21 protein-coding genes are annotated in these 21,146 nt (G+C 46.1%); 15 read left to right on the top strand and 6 right to left on the bottom strand.

The window, feature by feature from the left end; genetic code table 11:
• The first annotated feature begins 56 nt into the window (after positions 1-56).
• The 5 genes from OXN82_RS08040 to OXN82_RS08020 are packed head-to-tail and all read left to right on the top strand — an operon-like array spanning position 57 to position 5,224.
• Positions 57-1,676, top strand: coding sequence for a bifunctional N(6)-L-threonylcarbamoyladenine synthase/serine/threonine protein kinase (locus OXN82_RS08040; protein WP_321211319.1), 1,620 nt, complete (start codon positions 57-59; stop codon positions 1,674-1,676).
• Positions 1,677-1,715: 39 nt separating this feature from the next.
• Entirely contained in the window at positions 1,716-2,279 is a 564-nt protein-coding gene (locus tag OXN82_RS08035; RefSeq protein WP_147671322.1) for an XTP/dITP diphosphatase, read from the top strand.
• The gene (locus OXN82_RS08030) at positions 2,279-2,680 is read left to right on the top strand and encodes a 30S ribosomal protein S15 (protein WP_013294852.1); all 402 of its coding nucleotides are present in this window, start codon (positions 2,279-2,281) and stop codon (positions 2,678-2,680) included. Before OXN82_RS08035 ends, OXN82_RS08030 begins: the two co-directional genes overlap by 1 nt.
• Positions 2,646-4,022, top strand: coding sequence for a DHH family phosphoesterase (locus OXN82_RS08025; protein ID WP_321211318.1), 1,377 nt, complete (start codon positions 2,646-2,648; stop codon positions 4,020-4,022). The genes OXN82_RS08030 and OXN82_RS08025 overlap by 35 nt, the downstream gene beginning before the upstream one ends.
• 20 nt (positions 4,023-4,042) lie before the next feature.
• Positions 4,043-5,224: an aconitase X catalytic domain-containing protein gene (locus tag OXN82_RS08020; RefSeq protein WP_321211317.1), complete on the top strand. Its 1,182-nt coding sequence runs from the start codon at positions 4,043-4,045 to the stop codon at positions 5,222-5,224.
• 26 nt (positions 5,225-5,250) lie between these two features.
• On the opposite strand, the gene OXN82_RS08015 is transcribed toward OXN82_RS08020, so the two are convergent.
• Positions 5,251-6,759 (bottom strand): GAF domain-containing protein, encoded by a 1,509-nt coding sequence (locus OXN82_RS08015; protein ID WP_321211316.1) that lies wholly within the window; start codon positions 6,757-6,759, stop codon positions 5,251-5,253.
• A gap of 114 nt (positions 6,760-6,873) precedes the next feature.
• Between OXN82_RS08015 and OXN82_RS08010 the strand changes: the two genes are divergently transcribed.
• From OXN82_RS08010 to pyrB, 6 genes are all read left to right on the top strand, one after another.
• A complete protein-coding gene (locus OXN82_RS08010) occupies positions 6,874-7,545 on the top strand; it encodes a DUF169 domain-containing protein (protein WP_321211315.1) in 672 nt (223 codons plus the stop codon).
• A gap of 2 nt (positions 7,546-7,547) precedes the next feature.
• On the top strand, positions 7,548-8,345 hold the full coding sequence (locus OXN82_RS08005) for a DsrE family protein (RefSeq protein WP_321211314.1): 798 nt from the start codon (positions 7,548-7,550) through the stop codon (positions 8,343-8,345).
• Positions 8,346-8,355: 10 nt separating this feature from the next.
• The gene (locus tag OXN82_RS08000; protein ID WP_321211313.1) at positions 8,356-8,676 is read left to right on the top strand and encodes a DUF5400 domain-containing protein; all 321 of its coding nucleotides are present in this window, start codon (positions 8,356-8,358) and stop codon (positions 8,674-8,676) included.
• Between the two features lie 144 nt (positions 8,677-8,820).
• Positions 8,821-11,031 (top strand): DEAD/DEAH box helicase, encoded by a 2,211-nt coding sequence (locus tag OXN82_RS07995; RefSeq protein WP_321211312.1) that lies wholly within the window; start codon positions 8,821-8,823, stop codon positions 11,029-11,031.
• A gap of 4 nt (positions 11,032-11,035) precedes the next feature.
• Complete coding sequence (locus OXN82_RS07990; protein ID WP_321211311.1) at positions 11,036-11,767, top strand: tRNA (adenine-N1)-methyltransferase; 732 nt, start codon at positions 11,036-11,038, stop codon at positions 11,765-11,767.
• Between the two features lie 9 nt (positions 11,768-11,776).
• The gene (gene pyrB, locus OXN82_RS07985) at positions 11,777-12,703 is read left to right on the top strand and encodes an aspartate carbamoyltransferase (protein ID WP_321211310.1); all 927 of its coding nucleotides are present in this window, start codon (positions 11,777-11,779) and stop codon (positions 12,701-12,703) included.
• Here pyrB and cdc6-1 read toward each other — a convergent pair.
• Positions 12,686-13,834, bottom strand: a complete 1,149-nt coding sequence (gene cdc6-1 / locus OXN82_RS07980) for an ORC1-type DNA replication protein Cdc6-1 (RefSeq protein WP_321211309.1) — start codon at positions 13,832-13,834, stop codon at positions 12,686-12,688. The genes pyrB and cdc6-1 overlap by 18 nt on opposite strands.
• Positions 13,835-14,515: 681 nt before the next feature.
• Here cdc6-1 and OXN82_RS07975 point away from each other — a divergent pair.
• Complete coding sequence (locus OXN82_RS07975; protein ID WP_010876497.1) at positions 14,516-15,268, top strand: winged helix-turn-helix domain-containing protein; 753 nt, start codon at positions 14,516-14,518, stop codon at positions 15,266-15,268.
• 339 nt (positions 15,269-15,607) lie between these two features.
• Here OXN82_RS07975 and OXN82_RS07970 read toward each other — a convergent pair whose 3' ends face one another.
• Both OXN82_RS07970 and OXN82_RS07965 read right to left on the bottom strand, forming a co-directional pair.
• The gene (locus OXN82_RS07970; protein WP_048060916.1) at positions 15,608-15,847 is read right to left on the bottom strand and encodes an MTH865 family protein; all 240 of its coding nucleotides are present in this window, start codon (positions 15,845-15,847) and stop codon (positions 15,608-15,610) included.
• Between the two features lie 276 nt (positions 15,848-16,123).
• Positions 16,124-16,591 carry a DUF2299 domain-containing protein gene (locus OXN82_RS07965; RefSeq protein WP_321211308.1) on the bottom strand — a complete coding sequence of 156 codons (468 nt, stop codon included), beginning with the start codon at positions 16,589-16,591 and terminating at the stop codon, positions 16,124-16,126.
• 105 nt (positions 16,592-16,696) lie between these two features.
• Here OXN82_RS07965 and OXN82_RS07960 point away from each other — a divergent pair, with 105 nt between their 5' ends.
• The 3 genes from OXN82_RS07960 (at position 16,697) to OXN82_RS07950 (ending at position 18,905) form a co-directional block, all read left to right on the top strand.
• Positions 16,697-17,590 (top strand): cobalamin biosynthesis protein, encoded by an 894-nt coding sequence (locus OXN82_RS07960; protein WP_321211307.1) that lies wholly within the window; start codon positions 16,697-16,699, stop codon positions 17,588-17,590.
• The gene (locus OXN82_RS07955) at positions 17,587-18,576 is read left to right on the top strand and encodes a cobalt-precorrin 5A hydrolase (RefSeq protein ID WP_321211306.1); all 990 of its coding nucleotides are present in this window, start codon (positions 17,587-17,589) and stop codon (positions 18,574-18,576) included. The genes OXN82_RS07960 and OXN82_RS07955 overlap by 4 nt, the downstream gene beginning before the upstream one ends.
• A gap of 74 nt (positions 18,577-18,650) precedes the next feature.
• Positions 18,651-18,905 (top strand): UPF0147 family protein, encoded by a 255-nt coding sequence (locus OXN82_RS07950; RefSeq protein WP_321211305.1) that lies wholly within the window; start codon positions 18,651-18,653, stop codon positions 18,903-18,905.
• Positions 18,906-18,993: 88 nt separating this feature from the next.
• Here OXN82_RS07950 and OXN82_RS07945 read toward each other — a convergent pair whose 3' ends face one another.
• Complete coding sequence (locus tag OXN82_RS07945; RefSeq protein ID WP_321211304.1) at positions 18,994-19,557, bottom strand: class II aldolase/adducin family protein; 564 nt, start codon at positions 19,555-19,557, stop codon at positions 18,994-18,996.
• 17 nt (positions 19,558-19,574) lie between these two features.
• Positions 19,575-21,038, bottom strand: coding sequence for a DNA-directed DNA polymerase II small subunit (locus OXN82_RS07940; RefSeq protein WP_321212180.1), 1,464 nt, complete (start codon positions 21,036-21,038; stop codon positions 19,575-19,577).
• Positions 21,039-21,146: the final 108 nt, after the last annotated feature.

The raw sequence follows: 21,146 nt of genomic DNA, 5'->3' as shown, positions 1-21,146 counted from the left end.
TAAAGTAGTTACAGTTCTGGTGACCTTACGCACCTCAACCGGTGGTGATCAATAAAATGTTGTGTCTCGGTATAGAGGGAACCGCAGAGAAGACGGGTGTTGGTATCGTTGATGACAGTGGAAGGGTGCTCTCACTCAGGGGCAGACCACTTATACCTGAAAGGGGTGGCATACATCCTAGGGAGGCCGCTGAACACCACGCCCGGTGGATACCGGTGCTTGTAGGGGAAGCGCTGGAGGATGCAGGAGTGGATATGGATGAAATAGGACTCATATCCTTCTCCAGGGGCCCTGGTCTGGGGCCAGCCCTCAGAACAGTTGCAACAGCCGCAAGAACCCTGGCAATTTCACTTAAAATACCAATAGTGGGTGTGAATCACTGTATAGGTCATATAGAGATAGGTAGGCTAACAACAGGTGCAGCAGACCCTCTTTCACTCTATGTGAGTGGTGGGAATACCCAGGTCATAGCCTTCAACCAGGGCAGGTACAGGGTGTTCGGTGAAACCCTTGACATCGCGGTGGGAAACATGCTGGACCAGTTCGCAAGGGAGGCCGGCCTTGGCCACCCCGGGGGTCCCGTCATTGAGGGACTTGCAGCCGAGGCATCAGAGTACGTGGAGCTTCCCTACAGTGTCAAGGGGATGGACATCTCATTCTCAGGTCTTTTAACGGCGGCCATCAGGAAACTGGAGACCGGTGAAAAACTTGAGAACCTGGCCTACAGTCTGCAGGAGACAGCCTTCTCCATGCTCGTTGAGGTCAGTGAGCGTGCTCTTGCCTACACAGAAAAGGGCGAGGTCCTCCTCTGTGGGGGTGTTGCCGTTAACAGAAGGCTCCGTGAAATGATGGAGACCATGTGCAGGGAGCACGGTGTGGACTTCCATATGCCACCCCCTGAATACTGCGGTGACAACGGGGCCATGATAGCCTGGCTGGGACATCTTGTCCACAGACATCATGGGCCCCAGAGGATAGAGGAAACATCTGTTGTGCAGCGCTACAGGACAGATGAGGTGGATGTCCCCTGGATGCGGGAGTCAGAACATGTGGTACAGTTTCAGGGAAACCTCAGGGCCAGGGGTGCCGAAGCCAATATTTACAGCGGCGAGTGGATGGGAAGACCGTGTATTGTTAAGGAAAGAATATCAAAGGGTTACAGGATCCCTGAAATCGACCATAAACTCAGATCATCCCGGACCAGGAGGGAGGCCCGCCTCATCAACCAGGCAAAGAGCGCCGGTGTACGCACACCCATACTCTTTGACGTGGATACAGAAAAGGGAACCATCATCATGGAGGAGATTGAGGGTACAAGGTTCAGGGACGCTGTTGAAAATAAGGAACTCTGCTCAAGAATAGGTGAGGCTGCTGGAAAACTGCACCGTGCGGGTATAATACATGGAGACCTCACAGGGTCCAACATAATCCTTCGGGGGGATGAGGTGGTCCTCATAGACTTTGGCCTGGGCATGTTCTCGGATGAAATCGAGGACATGGGGGTGGATCTCCTTGTGCTGAAAAAATCCCTGGAGAGCACACACTACCAGCTTGCATCAGACTGTTTCAGGAGCGTGCTTGAGGGCTACAGGAAGTTCACAGACGCTGATATCTCATCAAAGATAGATGAAATAGAGGCAAGGGGTAGATACACAACCAGGGACAGGGATGGGTGAATCCTAGAAAATAAGAGAAAAACCTGAAGGTGATTCACATTGAAGGTAACATTTATAACAGGCAATAAACACAAATTATCTGAGGCAGAAAAGATCTTCCATGATACCGGAATAGAACTTGAGCATGCTGATCTGGGCTACCCTGAACTTCAGGGAACCCTTGAAGAGGTGGCCCGGTACGGTGCAGAGCATGCAGCCAGGATCATGGACGGTCCTGTTATTGTAGAGGATGCAGGACTATTTATAAGGGCCCTTAAATGGTTTCCAGGACCCTATTCTGCCTATGTACAGGATACCATTGGAAACAGAGGTATCTTAAAGCTCATGGAAAATGTTGAAGACCGCTACGCTGAGTTCAGGTCGGCTGTTGGGTTCTGCGCCCCCAACTCCGAACCCGAGGTTTTTCTAGGCGTGGTGAAAGGACGTATAGGTACTGAGGAACGTGGAACCAGGGGATTCGCATTTGACCCCCTGTTTTATCCTGAAGGTATGGATAGGAGCTTTGGAGAACTCAGTACCATCGAAAAGAACAGGTTTTCACACAGGAGCAGGGCCCTTAAAAAATTTGCACAGTGGTATACTGAAAATTATGAGGTGATTTAATGGCTCTAAAACCTGAATGGGTTGAATACTCAAACGAAGAAATCGAGGATCTCATAGTAAAGTTATACAGGGAGGGTAACTCCACAAGCAGGATAGGAATCATACTTAGGGACCAGCACGGCATACCAAGCGTTAAGGCCGTCACCGGACTCAAAATAACCCAGATACTGGAAAAACATGGTATGAATCCTGAATACCCTGAGGATCTCATGAACCTCATAAGAAAGGCTGTCAACATAAGGGACCACCTCAAGGAGCACCCAAAGGACCTCCACACAAGGAGGGGTCTGCAGATTGTTGAATCAAAGATAAGGCGCCTTGTGAAGTACTATGTGAGAGAAGGTGTCCTGCCTGAAGGATGGAGATATGACCCACAGAAAGCAGCCCTACTCGTTAAGTAAACTCCCCGACTCAATCTTAAAGAGGGGGTCAGAGGCCTCAAAACTCCTTGAGGAGCACCTGGAGAAGGGAAGCATAATAAGGGTCATATCCCACAACGATGCCGACGGTCTGTCAGCTGCAGGAGTTGTTGCACGGGCCATTTCATCAAGAAACGGCCAGTTCCACATCTCCATCCTTTCAAGACTCAGGAAGGAGTTCATAAAAAAACTTGGAAGGGAGAAGTACTCCCTCTTCTTTTTCTGTGACATGGGAAGCGCCTACCTTGAGGAGATATCAAGGCTCAAGGCCGATATCATAGTTGCCGACCATCACCAGCCCTCTGAATTTGAGGCCGATTCCAACGTTGTACACGTCAATCCCCATCTTCACGGCCTTGATGGAAGCAGGGACCTCAGCGCCTCGGGGGCAGCCTACCTGGCAACCAGGAACATCAGCAGAAATACGGGGCAGCTGGCCCTGGTTGGAGCACTGGGCGATATGCAGTACAGTGACGGGTTCACAGGTGCAAACCGTTTCATAATGGATGAGGCGATTGAAGCAGGTGTCCTGCAGGTTCACAGCGACCTCAAACTGGCATCACGATACACCGAGCCCCTTTACCGTTCCATTGCATACACATTCAATCCCCCTCTCCCTGGATTAACAGGGGACATCGAGGCTTCAAGGGGTTTTCTTGAGCGTATAGGAGTCTCATATGGGATAAAATACGCTGACCTCTCACCCGAGGAGAAGGACATCCTCAGGGATGAGCTATCAAGGATAAACCCTGATATATTCGGTGAGGTTTTCACTTCAAGGGAGTTTCAGCCAGCCGTTGGTGACCTGTCTGATTTTGCAGGGATTCTTGATGCCTGTGGAAAGAACCGTAAATACGGTATTGGAATAGGTCTATGCCTTGGTGAGGGTGAAGGTGCCCTTGAAGTGGGCCTTGAACTCCAGAAAAATTACCGTGAAGAGCTCATAAGGGGCCTTGCATGGATCAGGAGGGAGGGATCCACTGTAATGGAGAATATACAGTACATTTACAGTGAGGACAGGGTCTTTAAGGGGATAATGGGGACCATAGCAAGCATATCACTCTCCCTGAAACTGCTGAACCCTGATATTCCACTCCTTGGTCTTTCAAGGATGGACCAGCATGTGAAGGTATCTGCAAGGACCACCAGACCTGCTGTTGAGAGGGGTGTTAATCTGGGGGCTGCCCTCAGGGATGCAGCATCCAGTTTTGGTGGTACAGGTGGCGGGCATGATATAGCGGCCGGTGCCATGGTACCCTACAGGGATATGGAGAGTTTCCTCCAGCTGGTGGATGAAATAACAGGTGCTCAGATTAAATCGTGAGTGCTGCCTTGGTGTTGATTATGTACCTTGATGGAATCGAAGAGAAGATGTATGACGGCGAATTCGGTGAAACCATCCAGAAGAGTATGGAGATACTGGTGGCCCTGGGTGACATCTACGGGGCTGAGAGGATGGTTGAAATATCATCCGCCCAGATCTCAGGTGTTTCCTACAAAACCATAGGAGACGCAGGCCTTGAATACCTGGAGGACCTGAGTGAGGGTGGTGCCAGGGTCCGGGTCCAGAGTACACTAAACCCTGCCGGCATGGACCTGGAGAGATGGAGGGAGATGGGTTTTTCAGATGAATTTGCCAGGAGACAGCTCAGAATAGTGGAAGCCTACTCATCAATGGATGTTATGAACACCTGCACCTGCACCCCTTACCTCATAGGGAACGTGCCCCTCAGGGGGTCCCATATTGCATGGTCAGAGTCATCTGCGGTTTCCTATGCAAACTCGGTTCTCGGTGCCAGGACAAACAGGGAGGGCGGCCCGGGGGCCCTTGCAGCTGCAATATGTGGAAGGACACCTGAATACGGTTACCACCTTGATGAAAACAGAAAGGCCACCCTTCTGGTTGATGTGGAATGTGACCTCTCAGGTGCAGACTACGGTGCCCTCGGTTACATTGCAGGGAGGATTGCAGGGGAGGGTGTGCCGTACTTCAAACTAAGGGGTTTGCCTGCGCCCGAGGATCTTAAAGCCCTTGGAGCTGCCATGGCGTCATCAGGTGCTGTTGCACTCTACCATGTTGATGGCATAACACCTGAGTACAGGGATGCTTCCCTGGATGATGTGGATGAGAGGATCAGGGTGGATGCCGGTGACATATCAGAGGCCCGTGAGGAACTTTCCACCACCTCTGATAGTCCTGATTTAATCTGCCTTGGATGCCCCCACTGCTCCCTTGATGAGATAAGAAGGATAGCATCCTTTGTGGGTAAGAAGGGCACTGACTGTGATCTCTGGGTATGCACATCTGCCGCCATAAAAAGTGCCGCGGACCGTATGGGCTACACAGATGTGATAGAGGCTGCCGGGGGAATGGTTGTATCCGACACCTGCATGGTTGTGGCTCCTGTGGAGGAACTGGGCTATGAGGTCCTTGGTGTTGACTCTGCAAAGGCAGCCAACTATGTCCCAAGTATGTGCGGCCTTGATACAGTCTATGATGACTGGATGAATCTCCTTAAATTGTAAACTGCCTGGAATAACTGCCCGGCACTCTAACCCTTTATTTTTCTGATGGCACTTCCAAGCTGAAGCCCAATGGATGAGATGTTTTCAAGGCTTATCCTGTTATAGGGCTTCACACTGTAACTTGCAAGGTTCAGTATCCCGATTATTTCCCCTGAAAACCTGATTGGAATCATTAAAATAGTCCTTATATTATTTTTACGTATTGAATCATGGATCATGCGGTATTCAGGGGATTCTGCGGTTATATATATTACCCGCTCATCCTCAATTGATCTGCTGAAGAGGTCCGTGAATACCCCGGCCATGCACATACGGCTGAGGGTCTCGGGCAGGTTCTTCTGGACCCTGAGTTTGAGTTCCCTTTCCTCTTCCATGAGGTAGATGCATCCCATTTCGAATTCAAGGGTATCTATGACGGCCTCAATTGATTTCTCAAGTATCCTGTTCTCTTCCTCATCGCTGTTTATAATCTCAGAAACCCTGTTCATTGCAAGGAGTGTTCTTATAAATTCCTCGTTCTCCCTTCTGAGCCTCTCAAGTTCAATGTACTCTGAGACCTCATCGGCAAACATTTCCACGATTTCAAGTGCCCTGGAGGATATGGAGTCATCAGGCACCTCAAGTATCATGGCCCCCCTTGCCCTTTCCTCTGTTATGAGGGGAATCGATAACATTAGGCCCTTATCAGAGTTCCATGATACCGTTTCAAGTGTTTCGATGCTTCTGTATATGAAATAATCAAATTCTTCAAGTTTAATTGCTGATGGGTGGTCATAGACCCTGTTTAACCCTGATGCGTCTCTCAGGACCACTGAGATCTGTTTGATATCCAGAACTCCTGCCAGTTCCTCCCTTGCAGACCCAAGAAAGTCCTCCAGGCTATCGGATGATGTCCTGAGCCTTGTGATTGTGAGGAGGACTTCAAGTTCATTCTTTGAGAATGATGAGCTTGCCATATCCTTTGCGATAATCACCCAGAAGTTATTTACAGGACTTATAAAGAGGCTGTAGGTTCTCCTTATACCATCTCTTCCCCTGAGATCCGCCTGTATTTTACCAGGAGCATGCATTCTGCTTTCAAGAAGTATTATACTTTCCCTGTCCATGATATCCTCAAGGTTTCTGGCGCCAGGGAACATTCTCCTGAATGATTCATTGGCGACAACTATGTCAAGGAGTGTGTTTACTGTGAAAACCAGTTTATCAGGGTCATCTATTTTTCTTTCAAGTTCCAGAAGCCTGAGAAGTGTCTCGTGAATCTCCGAGGCATTCTTTATGATCTCCAGGGCCCTTGAGGTGTCGTCCCGGTACTCCACTGTCTTAACATCTGCATCCCTTGTTGGCATCCATAGTTTACTTCTCCCCACCATCCTGTAGGTCACAAGTCCCCTTGCCTCCAGGATGTGGAGGTATTTGAGTACGGTGGCCCTGCTGCGGTTTATTCCCCTGGTTATCTTATCCAGCATGCACTCCTCTGGCGGGTTCGATTCAAGGTAGGACATTATCAGCTTCTCGGTTTCAGAAAGGTTCTCCAAGATCTCACCCCATTTACCTATGGTATAACCATGAATTATAATTTTATAGAAATATTTAAATATGAGTTTTTTATACTTTATTGTATAGTTATACTATAATGTTGAGGTGGTTGTATGGATTACCGTGAGATCGCAGGTGAACTCAAAGAACTCCTGCAGATGGAGGGCAGCCCCGTGGCTGTCAAACTTGTTAAGGCAGATGAAGAAACATCAGGTCCCAGACTTGAAAAAAGGAGGCACTGCGAATTCATACAGGAGGCCAGATTAAATGGGCTAAAGGGCCATGCAACAGCAGAGGAACACCTCTGTAAGGGTGGTGCCGCCGCCATGGGCCTCTGCAGCCTTCCAGCGCCTGTTGCAGATGGGAGCATGTACCACAAACTCGGAAACTACAGCACCCCTGAAGCGGCCCATGAAACCGTGAAGGCTGTGCCAATGCTAGATGAGGAATATTATGCCTCAGAGTACGCTCCACTTGAGGATGCTGACTTTGAACCCGACGTGGTTGTGCTGATACTCAAACCTGCCCAGGCACTGAGACTCAGCCAGGCATACCTCCACGAGAGGGGTGGCAGAATCACAGGGGACTACTCAGGTATACAGTCACTCTGCGCAGATGCAGTTGCTGCGGTCATCCAGAGGGGCCTTCCAAATATTACAATGGGATGCAACGGGTCAAGAAAATATGCCGGAATAAAGCCAGAGGAACTCGCAGTTGGAGTCCCTGCAGAGGAACTTGAGGGAATAGTGGATGCCCTCAGAAAATTCAGGGAGAAATGGGGGTAAACATGAGGATCAACCTCAGAGGAATAAACAGATACGCTGCAGCCATAATCACAGACAACATCCTGAAGAATGGCCAGGAAAACCTCCAGTTGATACTCAGGGAGAACTATGAAGAGATTGAAAGGGTTGCATCCAGGCACGGAATGAATTATTCTGCTAAAAAAGGACCTGATGGAGTGGTGGTTGATATTTCACGTGGAGAGATTGAAGAGGTGGACGTCACCGGTGAAACCTGTCCTGGACCCCTTATAATCGTAGGCGAAAAACTATCATCAATGAAATCAGGGATGAGAATAAAAATAAAGTCCGAAAGTCAGGACGTTATCGATGACCTTGCGGTTTCAGCCCCTGAAATGAACGCCAGGGTGATAGAAAAATCAGATGCCAGCCTAATACTTGAAAAAATAGAAAAGACCGAGAAAAAGGAATTCACAGGAAGGGACAGGGTTCTGGTTGTTCAGAGCAATGGAACAGGTAATGCGGAGAGGGCCTACGCCACATTCATATTCTCAAAGGCTGCCCTGAGCATGGGTAAGGACGTCACTGTGTTCCTTCTGATGGATGGTGTGAGCCTTGCCAGGAGGGGCGCGGCAGCAAAGGTTAAACACCCGGCCTTCCCGGCCCTCAATGAACTCATGGAGGAGGTAATTGAAATGGGTGCTAAAGTTTATGTCTGCGAGATGAGCGCCCAGTTCAGGGGGCTCACAGAAGATAAAATAACAGAAGGATGTAAAATCGCCGGGGCCGCGACATTCATAACACTCCTTAGCGACCCCAGGTACGCCGTAGTGAACTTCTAGAGGTGATGGGATGTATCAGGTTATTGTGTTTGCTCTGCTACTTGCAGGGATCCCCTCAGGTTTTATAACATTCCGTATAATGGGGATGAGGATGGCACCCCACTTTGGGGTCCTCATCCTTGCGATCATTGCAACGGGGCTGAACCTTGTGATAGGTGGTGGGAATCTAATGTATCTTGCTGTGGCCCTCCAGCTCCTGGCCGGTATATCAGCCTACACCCAGTTTTTCCCGGTACTCAGGGATAACTTCCAGACCGCTCCCCTATACGCATGTCATCTCAGCACCATGACCACAGTGGCGGTGCTTGCAGCTGCATCGGTCCTTGCATAACTTTAAGTCTCCTAATTTCTATTTTTTATTTCCCCATGTGGGTACCGGAAATTTAATTCTACTTTACATCTCGCTCCAGCATATGCATTAACAGCGGATGCCATGATTAAATCATTAAATAAATTGATCACCAGATAGAAGACCATGGCAAGGTACATAGAGCACCCACTGATAAAACCAGGGACAGTCGAGGCAAGGACCTACCAGCAGTTACTGGCAGCAGACGTCCTAAGGAAGGGTAACTCGATGATAGTGGCTCCCACGGCCCTTGGAAAAACCATTGTTGCCGTTCTGGTGGCTGCAGAGAGGCTGCAGAAATACAGGGGGTCCAGGGTGCTCATTTTATCTCCCAGCAAACCGCTGGCCATACAGCATGAGGAGAGCTTCAGGGACTTCCTCCTCGCACCATGCACCTCACTCACAGGGAGCATAAACCCTGAGGAAAGGGTGAAGCGCTGGAATGAGTCCAGGGTCATATCTGCAACACCCCAGACAATAGAATCAGACATCCTGGCCGGGAGGTACGACCTCAGCGACGTTTCACTCATTGTATTCGATGAGTGCCACCGTGCCGTTGGTTCCTACTCCTACGTCTTCCTTGCATCCACTTATATGCAGACCGCGAAAAACCCCCTTATACTGGGATTGACAGCCTCCCCCGGTGCAGATGAGGACAAAATAAAAACCGTCTGCAGTAACCTCTTCCTCAACGAGGTGATTGTGAAGACAGAAAAGGACCCGGACGTCAGGCCCTACCTCAAACCCATCAGGATAGAATGGGTCAGGGTCAAGATGAAGCCCGAACTTGAGGAGATAAGGGACCTCCTGAAGAAGGTTTTAAAGACGCGGCTGAAGATGCTCAAGAACCTTGGAGTCATAGAGACTGTGAGTGTGGGTAAAAGGGACCTCCTGAAGGCCAGGGGCCGTGTTCAGAACAGGATCGCGCGCTCATCAAATCCGCCAAAATCATGTTACAGGGCCATATCACTCATAGCAGCCTCAATAAATGTGGAGCACGCCCTTGAACTCCTTGAAACCCAGGGGATCCATCCACTTCACAAATACCTCACCCGACTTAAAAAGAAGAACACAAAGGCTGCCAGAAGCCTCATTATGGACCCTGACTTCACAAGGGCCATGTACCTCACCCGAAAGGCCTCTGTTTCAGGGGTTGAACACCCAAAACTTGACAGGCTCATTGAAATACTCAGAAAGGAACTTGAAGGGGGAGACTCAAGAATAATAGTTTTCACCCAGTTCCGTGACACCCTTGAGGAAATATACCAGCGCTGTGTACGTGAGGGTATAAACGCCGTTAAATTTTATGGTCAGAACAGCAGAAGCGGTGAAAAGGGCCTCACCCAGAAACAGCAACGGGATATAATCAAGTCATTCAGGATGGGAAACCACGATGTTCTCATATCAACCAGCGTGGCAGAGGAGGGAATAGATATACCCTCAGTTGACCTTGTGGTCATGTACGAGCCTGTCCCATCGGAGATAAGGATGATACAGAGGAGGGGAAGGACAGGAAGAAGAAGATCAGGAAGAATGGTTGTCCTCATGACAGAAAAGACACGGGACGAGGCCTACTATTACTCAAGTATCAGGAAGGAAAAAACCATGAAGGAAAGCCTCAGGGGGGGTTCCATGAAAATTGAACTGACGCCCCTTGGGTTTCCTGAAACTGACGGTGAAAGACCATTCATCTACGTGGATTCACGTGAGGTTAACTCAAGGGTTCTCAGGGAGCTCAGGAAGATGGGGGTGGACTTTGAACTCAGAACACTCTCTGTGGGTGATTATCAGGTCAGCGATGACACTGTGATTGAAAGAAAAACCACCCAGGATTTCCTGGGGTCAATTATGGATAAGAGACTTTACAGGCAGGCCAGGGAAATGGTGGAAAACTTCAAGCGCCCTGTGATGATAATAGAGGGTGAGGACCTCTACTCGGGCTTCATGAACCCCGATGCTGTGAGGGGTGCCCTTGCATCAGTTGCGGTGGACTTTGGAATACCCATAATCCCCACAAGGTCCCCTGCAGATACGGCTGCAATGATAAGGAGGATAGCCCTGAGGGAACAGAGGGAGGGAAAACCTGACATGCGTATCAGGACAGATAAGAAACCCCTCACCCTCCAGGAAAAGCAGCTCTTCATTGTGGAATCACTTCCCTACATTGGATCCAAGTATGCCAGAAGGCTCCTTGAAAGTTTCGGTTCGGTTGAAGCGGTTATGAACGCATCAGAGAAGGAGCTCATGGAAGTGGAGGGAATCGGTAAAAGGATAGCATCCGAGATTAGAAAGGTTATTGAAACAGAATTCAGGGATTCAGAAAAAATGAGAGGGTGATCAATTGCGTATACTCATGGATGAAAGGGGTAAAAAGTACCTCCTGAAGGCAGGGGAGGACTTTCAGACTGACATGGGAATCATCCAGTCCCGGATGATAGAGGAGGCCAGACCAGGGGATGTTCTCAGAACCCACCTTGGAAGGGAGGTGTATGTCCTTAAACCCAGCCTCTCAGATTACCTTGAACTCATGGAAAGGAGGTGCTCCATACTCCTTCCCAAGGATATAGGAATGATCTGTGCATACACAGGAATAGTGAACGGCTCAAGGGTTGTTGATGCAGGTACCGGTGCGGGTACAGTTGCAATGTACCTGGCAAATGTGGTGGGTGAATCAGGGCATGTTACAACCTATGAGATACGGGAGGACTTTGCAGAGGTTGCAGAAAGGAACATCAGGGACTTTGGATTTAAAAATATTGAGGTAAAAAACAGAGATATAAAGGAGGGTATAGATGAGGATGACCTTGACCTTGTCTTCCTGGATCTTCCCCAGCCCTGGGAGCTTATGGAGGATCTGCATGAATCCCTTATTAGAGGGGGGTGGGCTGTTTTCTACAACCCCTACATTGAACAGGTGAAAATTCTGCACAGGGTCGGCTCAAAGGTGGGATTTGCAGATATGAGGACATCCGAGATAATTGAACGTGAAATTGAGGTCAGGAAGCAAGGGACACGCCCCAGGACCAGAATGGTCGGACACACAGGATACCTCACATTCATGAGAAAGGTCTAGAGGGATTTGATGTTTGAAAATGTTATCTCAATAAAGGACTTTGGAAAGGATGACATAGAGTTCATTCTGAGGGAAGCAGAAAAGATGGAGCCGATTGCCTCTGGCGAAAGGCCCTCCAGCGTTCTTACAGGAAAGATACTTGGGATGATGTTCTATGAACCATCAACAAGGACAAGACTTTCATTTGAAACTGCAATGAAGAGACTTGGTGGCAGTGTGGTTGGATTTGCAGATACAGGCGCTACATCCGCTGCCAAGGGCGAAAGTCTAACTGACACCGCAATGATGCTTGCAGGATACTCCGATGCAATTGTTATAAGGCACAGCCTTGAGGGAGTGGCCCGTTATATATCGGACATCGTGGATGTTCCGGTTATCAATGCAGGTGATGGGGCAGGTCAGCACCCCACCCAGACCCTCCTTGACCTCTACACAATGAAGAGGTTCTTTGGTAAAATAGAATCCCTCAATGTTGCACTTGTGGGTGACCTGAAGTATGGCAGGACAGTGCACTCATTGGCCTATGCACTTGCTGTTTTCGGTGTGAAAATGAGTTTTGTATCGCCCCCCGAGCTTAGAATGCCTGACAGTGTCATACATGACCTTAAAGGTAGTGGTGTTGAGGTTACAGAGACCGAGAGACTGGATGATGTTATAGATGATGTGGATGTCCTCTATGTTACAAGAATACAGAAGGAACGTTTTCCTGACCCTGAGGAGTATTCAAGGATCAGAGGGGCTTATCACATAGATAGAAATATGGTCGCGGGTAGGGACCTCATCGTTATGCACCCACTTCCAAGGATAGATGAGATATCCCCTGAGGTTGATTCGCTTCCACAGGCGATGTACTTCAGGCAGGCGTTCTACGGTGTGCCTGTGAGAATGGCTCTTCTTAAGATGCTGATAAGAGAAAGATCAGACTCCCCAGAGTGAGTCCTCCAGGAGTGAAGTTTCGCACTGGAGGTCTATGATATTGGTGCGTCCCTTTCCCCTTCCCCTGGAGACAGTGTTGGTTGATATGAGTCCAAGCATTTCGAGTTCATTTATGAAGTCAAATATTCTTCTGTATGAAACTGAATCACCCTTTGATATCTCCTTGTAGACCTCATAGAGCCTTCCTGAGGTTATCTCCTCCTTTCTCTTTGTGAGGTAGAGTATCGCCTCAAGGACCCTCTGCTGCTGGCTGGGCAGTGTCAGTATGATGTCTGTGATCTTGTTGTGCTCTATGTAGTCCTTGGCTTCCCTCACAAAGTCCCCCTTAACCATATCAGAATCCCTTTCATCTGCAATTTCACCTGCTGTCCTGAGAAGGTCAAGGGCATACCTTGCGTCGCCCTCCTCCTTGGCTGCAAGTGCTGCGCAGAGGGGTATTACATCGTCATCAAGGGCTCCTTCCTTGAAGGATAACTTTGACCTCTCCTCAAGTATATCAACAAGCTGCTGGGCGCCGTAGGGCGGGAAGACTATCTCCCTGTCCCTCAAACTGCTCCTCACGCGTGGTTTTATGAACTTTTTGAATTCAACATAGTTACTTATGGATAGTATGGAGACGTTATCTGTCCTTGTGAGGGTGTAGAGCAGGCCGTCACCATCGTTCCTCAGGAGTATGTCTATCTCGTCAAGGACAACAAGGAGTATCATGTCCTGGCCAAAGGCATTTTTCTTGAACATGTTCCTGAATGTGTTGACTATCTCAGCCTTTGTCCAGCCACGGTAGGGGACATCACGACCAAGCTGCTGGCAGAGCCTTGCTATGACCTGGTACTCTGTTGTGTAATCTGTGCAGCGGATGTACTCCGTCCTTATGTTAAAATCACAGTCCCTTGAAGCCTCTTTAAGCTGTTTCATGGCGAATTTGGCAACCGCAGTTTTCCCTGTCCCTGTTTTTCCATATATTGTTATGTCCGGTGGTGTTACTCCATTCAGTGCTTCAACCCAGTACTTGGCTATTGAACGTATCTGTTCCTCCCTGTGAGGCAGCCTGTCAGGTAGAAACCTGTGGTCAAGATATTTTTTATCCTTAAAAACAGATTCTTTGTCCCCTATCTCATCAAAAATGTTCATATTACCACTTCAAATAAAGTTTTAGAGAAAACTGCTGCTTGAATTTATTATGAAGTCCTCAAAACTGGAATGATAATCATTTCAGGTTTTTGAGGTTTCCCTTTTAATACTGGCAGTGCCCCTTTAGATCACCCTATAAACAGGGTGATAAGTTTCAAGTGTAAATTTTCTTATTCTAACTCTTAGATAAAAGTTTTTATTAATATCAATCCGTTTCATAATAATGGCAGTGAGACATGCATTTCAAGTGTAAATTTTCCCTGGCAGTCTGCTTGGATGTGAAGGAGGGACATGGATTTCAAGTGTAACACTTATCTGTCCACTCAGTCATGAATGGGAGACATGCATTTCAAGTGTAATGGTTCCTGAAGTGTTGGATATTGTAAGGGAGACATAGATTTCAAGTGTAAATCCAAGATTTGGCTACTGTTATGTTGGGGACATGCATTTCAAATGTAATTAAATGTAAAGACAGGATTTCCCAAGCGGATCTGACCAGAGACATCTAATATATTTACAGTTGAAATCAATGTCACATTTTAATTTCAAATATAACTATTGTTTATTAGAAATATATACTAAACCGTCATTAAAATGTACTAAGTACAGTTTTATACACAAATATGACTTAAAAGGTCAAGAAAGAAACCTTTAATACTATCTAAATCAATAAAATAATTTATGGAAAATCTAAATAAAATGGATAATCCTGAATTCTATGATGCCCGAATGAAATTAGAAGCTATACATCAGGATATCAAGCGTTTGATGGAAAAATCTAATCAAGAATACCTTGATTTAATGCTAAGCAACTTAAAAAAGGATATTTTGAATTCAGTATCTGTTTATATTTCTGATGATATTGAAAATGATTTAGAACAAAATATGGTTAATCCCTGTAAGATGCGGGAAACCTGTAAAGAGAAATTTAACGGATTTCTACAAAATAATTCTAAACTTATAAAACAGGAACATGTTTCCAAAGAAATTATAGAAGAGAAAAGAGAGGAATTAGATGAAATAAGGAAAAGTGCTCCTTTTGATAAATGTGATATTTGTTTTAAGGAAGTAGACTCACTATTTGATAAGCAAATAAATCTAATTGGCTCTCTACAAATATATGACAATAATAAAGAGGATAAAACTGAGATATCTTCTATTCCTGAAGAAATTATGGTTAAGAGTGTTCTTGAACCTATTTCTAATAAACAGAGACTTCAAATTCTTAAATCTATGGCCTCTGAAACCATGACATTCACTGCTCTTTCAGAACTTACAGGGCTTCGTGGTGGTAATTTACTTTTCCACATACAAAAATTACTTGAAAGTGACTTGATATTGCAGCGTCATGAACGTGGAGATTATATGATTACTGAAAAAGGATATAATCTACTCATAATGCTCAGTAATTTTAAAAAATATTTGAAAAAATAATCGTTTCAGAACTATTATCCCCTCCGGTTGAACTATTGAAAACTGGAGGGGGGGCATTCTTAAAATCAATTGAAAATTATTGATTGTTTAATATTTAATCTGTAGTGAAAGCAGTAGGACTTAATATTACTGCAAATTATTCTATTTTTCCAGCAAAATAATCTAACCAAACGCACATACATTCATTATATGACGGACATTCAGTACAACGGGACTTATGCTTATTTTCTTTACTATTGGGCTTATCCATTTTAATTTCTCCATTAAAACCTATTATAAGATAATAATTAATTATCCTTAAAAAAGAAAAGAAAGAAAAAGTAGGAAGTCGATTTTGGCTTATAATCCTGCTTTGTTCACTATAGTATCTGCAACTTCTTCAGCACTTTTAAATGGAAAATCATCAGCAGTAAGTACTTGTCCAGCATCAGATGCTTTTAATTCTACATCTCCAGATTTACAAGTAGTATCTGGACCGTTTGGAAGCGCTGCCATTAGTTCTTCTGGTGAATTTATTGGGAAATCGGCTCCTGCTAATGCTCCTATAATTTGTCCACGAATATCTTCTTTAACTCCCATTTTCACATCTCCATTAAGTTTTTAATTTCAAAATTTAATATTGTAATAAAGATTTCACTTGAAATGCACCTCTCCCTCACATCTCCCTCAGTATTGTACACAAATTACAGTTGAAATGTACCTCTCACCCATGCCCCATAATGTACTGGAACAGATTTACACTTGAAATAGACGTCCCTCAAACCAGACTCATGACACAAAAAATAATTTACAGTTGAAATCCATCTCTCCCAGATGCTCAGAAGCACTTCATAGATGTTACACTGGAAATGAACCTCACACATACATGCTGTCGTGTTCAGGTTTATCATCGCCGAAACGTTCCTGTATCATCCACATGACATGAAGTTTAGCCCTGAAAACATTTTTTATACTTGAAATCAATCTGTCCTTTGAGAGGCCATCGGAAAATATCTCAGAGGTTACAAGATAACTGTTCAGAACGTTCTCTGGATGATCAAGCTGGAAATCAACTCCAAACCTGTTCAGGGTAAAACGAACCTTCCATATGAATTCAGTCCTTTTCTCCATGCTAAGGGCTCGTATACCTGACTGGTGCTCGGGACTAACACTGGTTGCACAGGCTATAAGAATCATGTCGTTCTTTCCAGCGGGCTGAATGATATCAATGACATGATCCTCTGGATAGTTTATCACATAATGGAACGAGGCGTTTTCGTCAGGGACCTCCATCCTCAGAAAACCCTCCTCTTCAAGCCATTTTTTTATCTTCTTCTCTGGCATGGTATCACACAACTAATTATATCCATCCATGAATATATAACATGGTGAAATTATTACATGATAGATGTTACTGGTATATAATGAATTGCAACAAAAAGAGAAAACATGAATGAAATCCCTGTCCTGTTACTTGCAGTTTCAATTGACATTATATTCGGAGAACCCCCAACCATACTTCACCCTGTTGTACACATGGGCTCAATCATAGCATGGATGAAAGGAATACTCAGTAAAACGCGTCTATCAGGAATAATAATGACTCTAGTGGTTGTCTCGGTATTCACAGCACCAGCACTACTCATAGGGTACCTGAGTGACCCCCTATACACTCTGATAGCTGCAGTGCTCCTCTCAACGGTAATATCCATAAAGATGCTCTTTACATCTGCCCTGGATGTTGGAAAGTCACTGGATAACAGCATTGATGAGGCAAGGGAGAAACTTTCCTATCTTGTGAGTAGAGACACCACCACACTCACAGATGAGCAGATACTTTCAGCAACCATTGAAACACTCACAGAAAACCTCACAGACTCTGTTACAGCGCCGCTTTTTTACTTCATCCTACTCGGACTTCCAGGTGCAATCCTTTACAGGGCCGTTAATACACTTGATGCAATGGTGGGATACCTTGATGACGAAAACAGGAATCTGGGATGGTTCCCTGCCAGACTTGATGACATACTTAACTACATACCATCCAGAGTGACTGGTTTTATGATTGTTCTTGCAGCGTTTTTCCTCTCCATGAACTGGAAAAATTCGCTGAGAGTACTCCTCAGGGACGCCAGACGCACCCCCAGTCCAAACTCAGGATTCACAATGGCTGCAGCAGCTGGAGCACTATCCGTTCAGCTGGAAAAACCAGGAGTATATGTTCTTGGGGATCCCAGAGAGTTACTTTCAACTGAAAAGCTTAAAGATGCTCTGAAACTGAGTTCAATATCTCTTGTTCTGTTCATCGTGTCTGCAACAGGAATAATACTGGTGATACCATGAGAGTGAGCATACTGGCACTCACAGAAAATGGCAGGAAACTTGGTGAGACCCTGAAGACGGCTCTTATGGACGATCCCACAATTCTCTCAGTTGAAACCCTGCACAGGGATATAGATTTCAGGGAGGTGTTTTCCAGAAGCGACATGGTAATTGGTATAATGGCAGCGGGTATAATGGTGAGAAAAATCGCCCCGCTCCTTGAAAACAAATTCTCTGATCCAGGTGTTATTGTTGTTGATGAAATGGGGCAGAATGTCATAAGTCTCCTTTCGGGACATGCAGGAGGTGCAAACGATTTTGCAGTTAAAATTGCAGACATAATCAACGCAAACCCCGTTATAACAACAGCAACTGATGTCAATGGTCTTGTGGGAATTGACAGCTTTGCGGCAAGATACTTCTACGTGATACTTGACAGGCACCTCGTGAAGCACTTCAATTCCTCAATTGTGAAGGGGCACACTGTGGAACTGCACTCATCAAGGAACCTGGGGCCCCTCATTGATGGTGAACTGTCCAGGACCTACAGGTACATGATGGATGGAGATGAGATTGTAAGGGCCCACTGTAACTCTGAGGTCATGAGACTTGCTCCCCTCAAGGTTTCAGTGGGTATAGGGACAAGGAGGGGGGTTGAGTCCAGCCGGGTAACCGGTGCAATTGTGGAGGCACTTGGTCTCTTGAAGCTACCCCCAGAGAGGATCGATGCACTGGCAACAGGTTACATGAAGAAAAATGAAAGGGGGATAATTGATGCAGCAGAGGATATGGGGGTCCCCCTGGAAATCATACCTCTGCAGGAGCTAAAAGCACAGGATACACACTCATTTTCAGATTTTGTCAACGAAAAATTTGGTGTTGGGAGTGTATGTGAAGCCGCAGCCCTTAAAAGCGCAGGAACCGGATCAAAACTCGTTATAAGGAAAACAACATCATCAGGAGTCGCGGTTTCAGTGGCGGTTTCAGGGACACCAAAAACTTTTTAACCCAAATGATATAAACCAGATTGAATATAAACATTATTCTGTATTCTTCAGGAATTCAGCAGGGAGGACCCAACATGAGTAACGAAACATTTGATCGCGTTTCTGGAATTTTAAAGCACATTATGGAAGATAATAGTGTCCCAAGGAACATCAGAAGGGCTGCCGAGGAATCAAAGGAGATCCTCAACAACCCTGATGAGGACAGCACAGTGAGGGCGAGCACGGTCATATCAATTCTGGATGAGATAAGCAACGACCCCAACATCCCGATACATGCAAGGACACTGGTATGGGAAATACTCAGTGAACTTGAATCCATAAGGGAATAAATCTCTGTTTTTTATATCCTATTTTGTCTGGTTTAAACAGTTGCCAGGGAATAAATCCCTTCCATACCTATTTAAACAATTAATTTAACTATTTCATGAATTTCAGGACCTCGGCAATGAACCGGGTTTTTGCCAGTTCCTCAATGAACTCTGCAAGCAGGAGGGCTTCCTTAACAGTTTCACCTGCACATACCACACCGTGGTTTTCAAGGACAGCCGCATTTTCATTCACCATAATCTCTGCACAGGCGGATGCAAGTTCCCTGCTTCCAGGGGGATGATATGGTACCACAGGAAGATTTCCATCTCCGAGCCCTTTGAAACCCTCCATTTTCTCAATTTCAATGCCGGCAACTGAAAATGCCCTGGCATATGGTGAGTGGGTGTGCACCACCCCATTGACATCAGGCCTCCTCCTGTAGACCTCAAGATGGAGTTCCAGTTCCGAGGATGGTCTTCCGCCCCTGAGAATATTCCCTTCAAGGTCAACCATTGCAACATTCTTAAGTGTCACCTGGTCAAGGGGGACCATTGTGGGTGTTATGAAAACCCTATCATCCACCCTTGCACTCACATTCCCTCCAATGCCAGATACAAGACCCCTCCTGTAGAGGTGGACCGAAACATCAACAACATCCCTCAATGGATTCAAGTAATCACCTGCCTGGACTAATTGAACTCCAGAAGCTTCATTACCCCTCTGTTGAGCACCGGGACCTGGCCACATGTTGGGACAATGTTGTATATCTTCTGAAACTCCGTCTGCGACTGGAATGTACCTGAATTTATAAGGTGAATACCCTTGTATTTTTTGTATGCGTTTATATGGACATGTCCCGTATGAAGGATATGGGGGACATCATCAATCACAAGGTGGTCCTCTATCTCAGATGCAAGGGGGGTCCTCTCACCGTATATGGGTGCAAGGTGTCTCTTCTCAAGGAGTTCCTCCATTATGAGATCGGACCTTTCATGGGAAAGCCCGTTCACGCTCATGGCCATATCGTCAAAACTTCTGCCATGATATATGAGAGTTTTCACACCGTCAAGACTCACCATGGACGGGTTACTCAAGAATTCAACATTTTTTAGGCTGTAAAGCGGCTTCGCATATTCCTCGGGTATTGCAGGCTGGGGCTCAGCGATCCTTGATGCGTCGTGGTTTCCAGGGATCATCACAATCTTTATGTCATCCCTTATCTCTCCAAAAAGCCTTGCAGCCTCCTCATACTGCTCATGGATATCCCTTATGATGAGTTCTTTTTCCTGTCCGGGGTATATACCGATACCATCAACGATGTCACCTGCAACCACCAGGTACTTAATGTCAGCCGCGATATTCATCTGTTCCTCCGTTCCAAAGTCCCCGTTTATCCATTTAATGAACCTGGTGAATGCATCTTCAAGGAAGGTCTGGCTTCCTATGTGGACATCAGATATGAAGGCAACTGAAAAGTCCATTTCCTTCTCCTGTATTCGTGGGACACCAGGATGGAAGATCTCGGAGGCCACCACAAACCTCCCCTTTTTCGCTCCCTGAACACCTATGACCTCATCCCTCACGAGTTTCTCGGATTTTTCAAACAGTTTATGGTTTTCATTGTGAACCACCACTGTTATTTCCCCTGTTTCATCCTCCAGTTCAAGCATTCTGTGGTTGTTCTTGGTGGTTCGTATGTCATTTATGATCCCTATGATGCTCACAGCGTCGTCCCCGCCACGAAGATCCGCAATGGGCACGTGGCTCTTAAGTTCAGGGCGTCTTTTGAGGAGATCCCTCAGGCAGCTGAATCTGCTGTTGAAGTAGGAGATCATATCACCTATCTCTCCACTGGTGTATGATCTCTTACTGGTGTCTGTGATGACCCTGAAGTCAAATTCCCTCTCCCTTGGAACATTGATTGGACCCCTCGCCTTTATTTCTGCGGGGTTATCTATTTCCTCAGTCACCTCAAAGAGCTCATCAAGCATCTCAGAGGTCAGAAGAGTGAATTTACCCCCACCATTCTTCTTTATCTTAACTATAATCTCTGAGGAGGCTGTTGCAGGGTCATCCATTTCTTTCAGCCTGAAATATGCGTTATCCTCTATTAAAATTCCTTCCCTTGCAAATTTTCCTATTATTTCATTCATTTCAATCATACTGCATGAACTGGTTAGGGGAATTCAGAAATCTTTAAAATGGGTTCACGGTTAAATATTTCATTGAGTTCATATATTCTTTATCGAAATGGTAGTTTA

The organism is Methanothermobacter sp. DP, from assembly GCF_026692625.1.
Taxonomy (GTDB): Archaea; Methanobacteriota; Methanobacteria; order Methanobacteriales; family Methanothermobacteraceae; genus Methanothermobacter; species Methanothermobacter marburgensis.
This window is presented reverse-complemented; position numbering and strand designations above follow the sequence as displayed.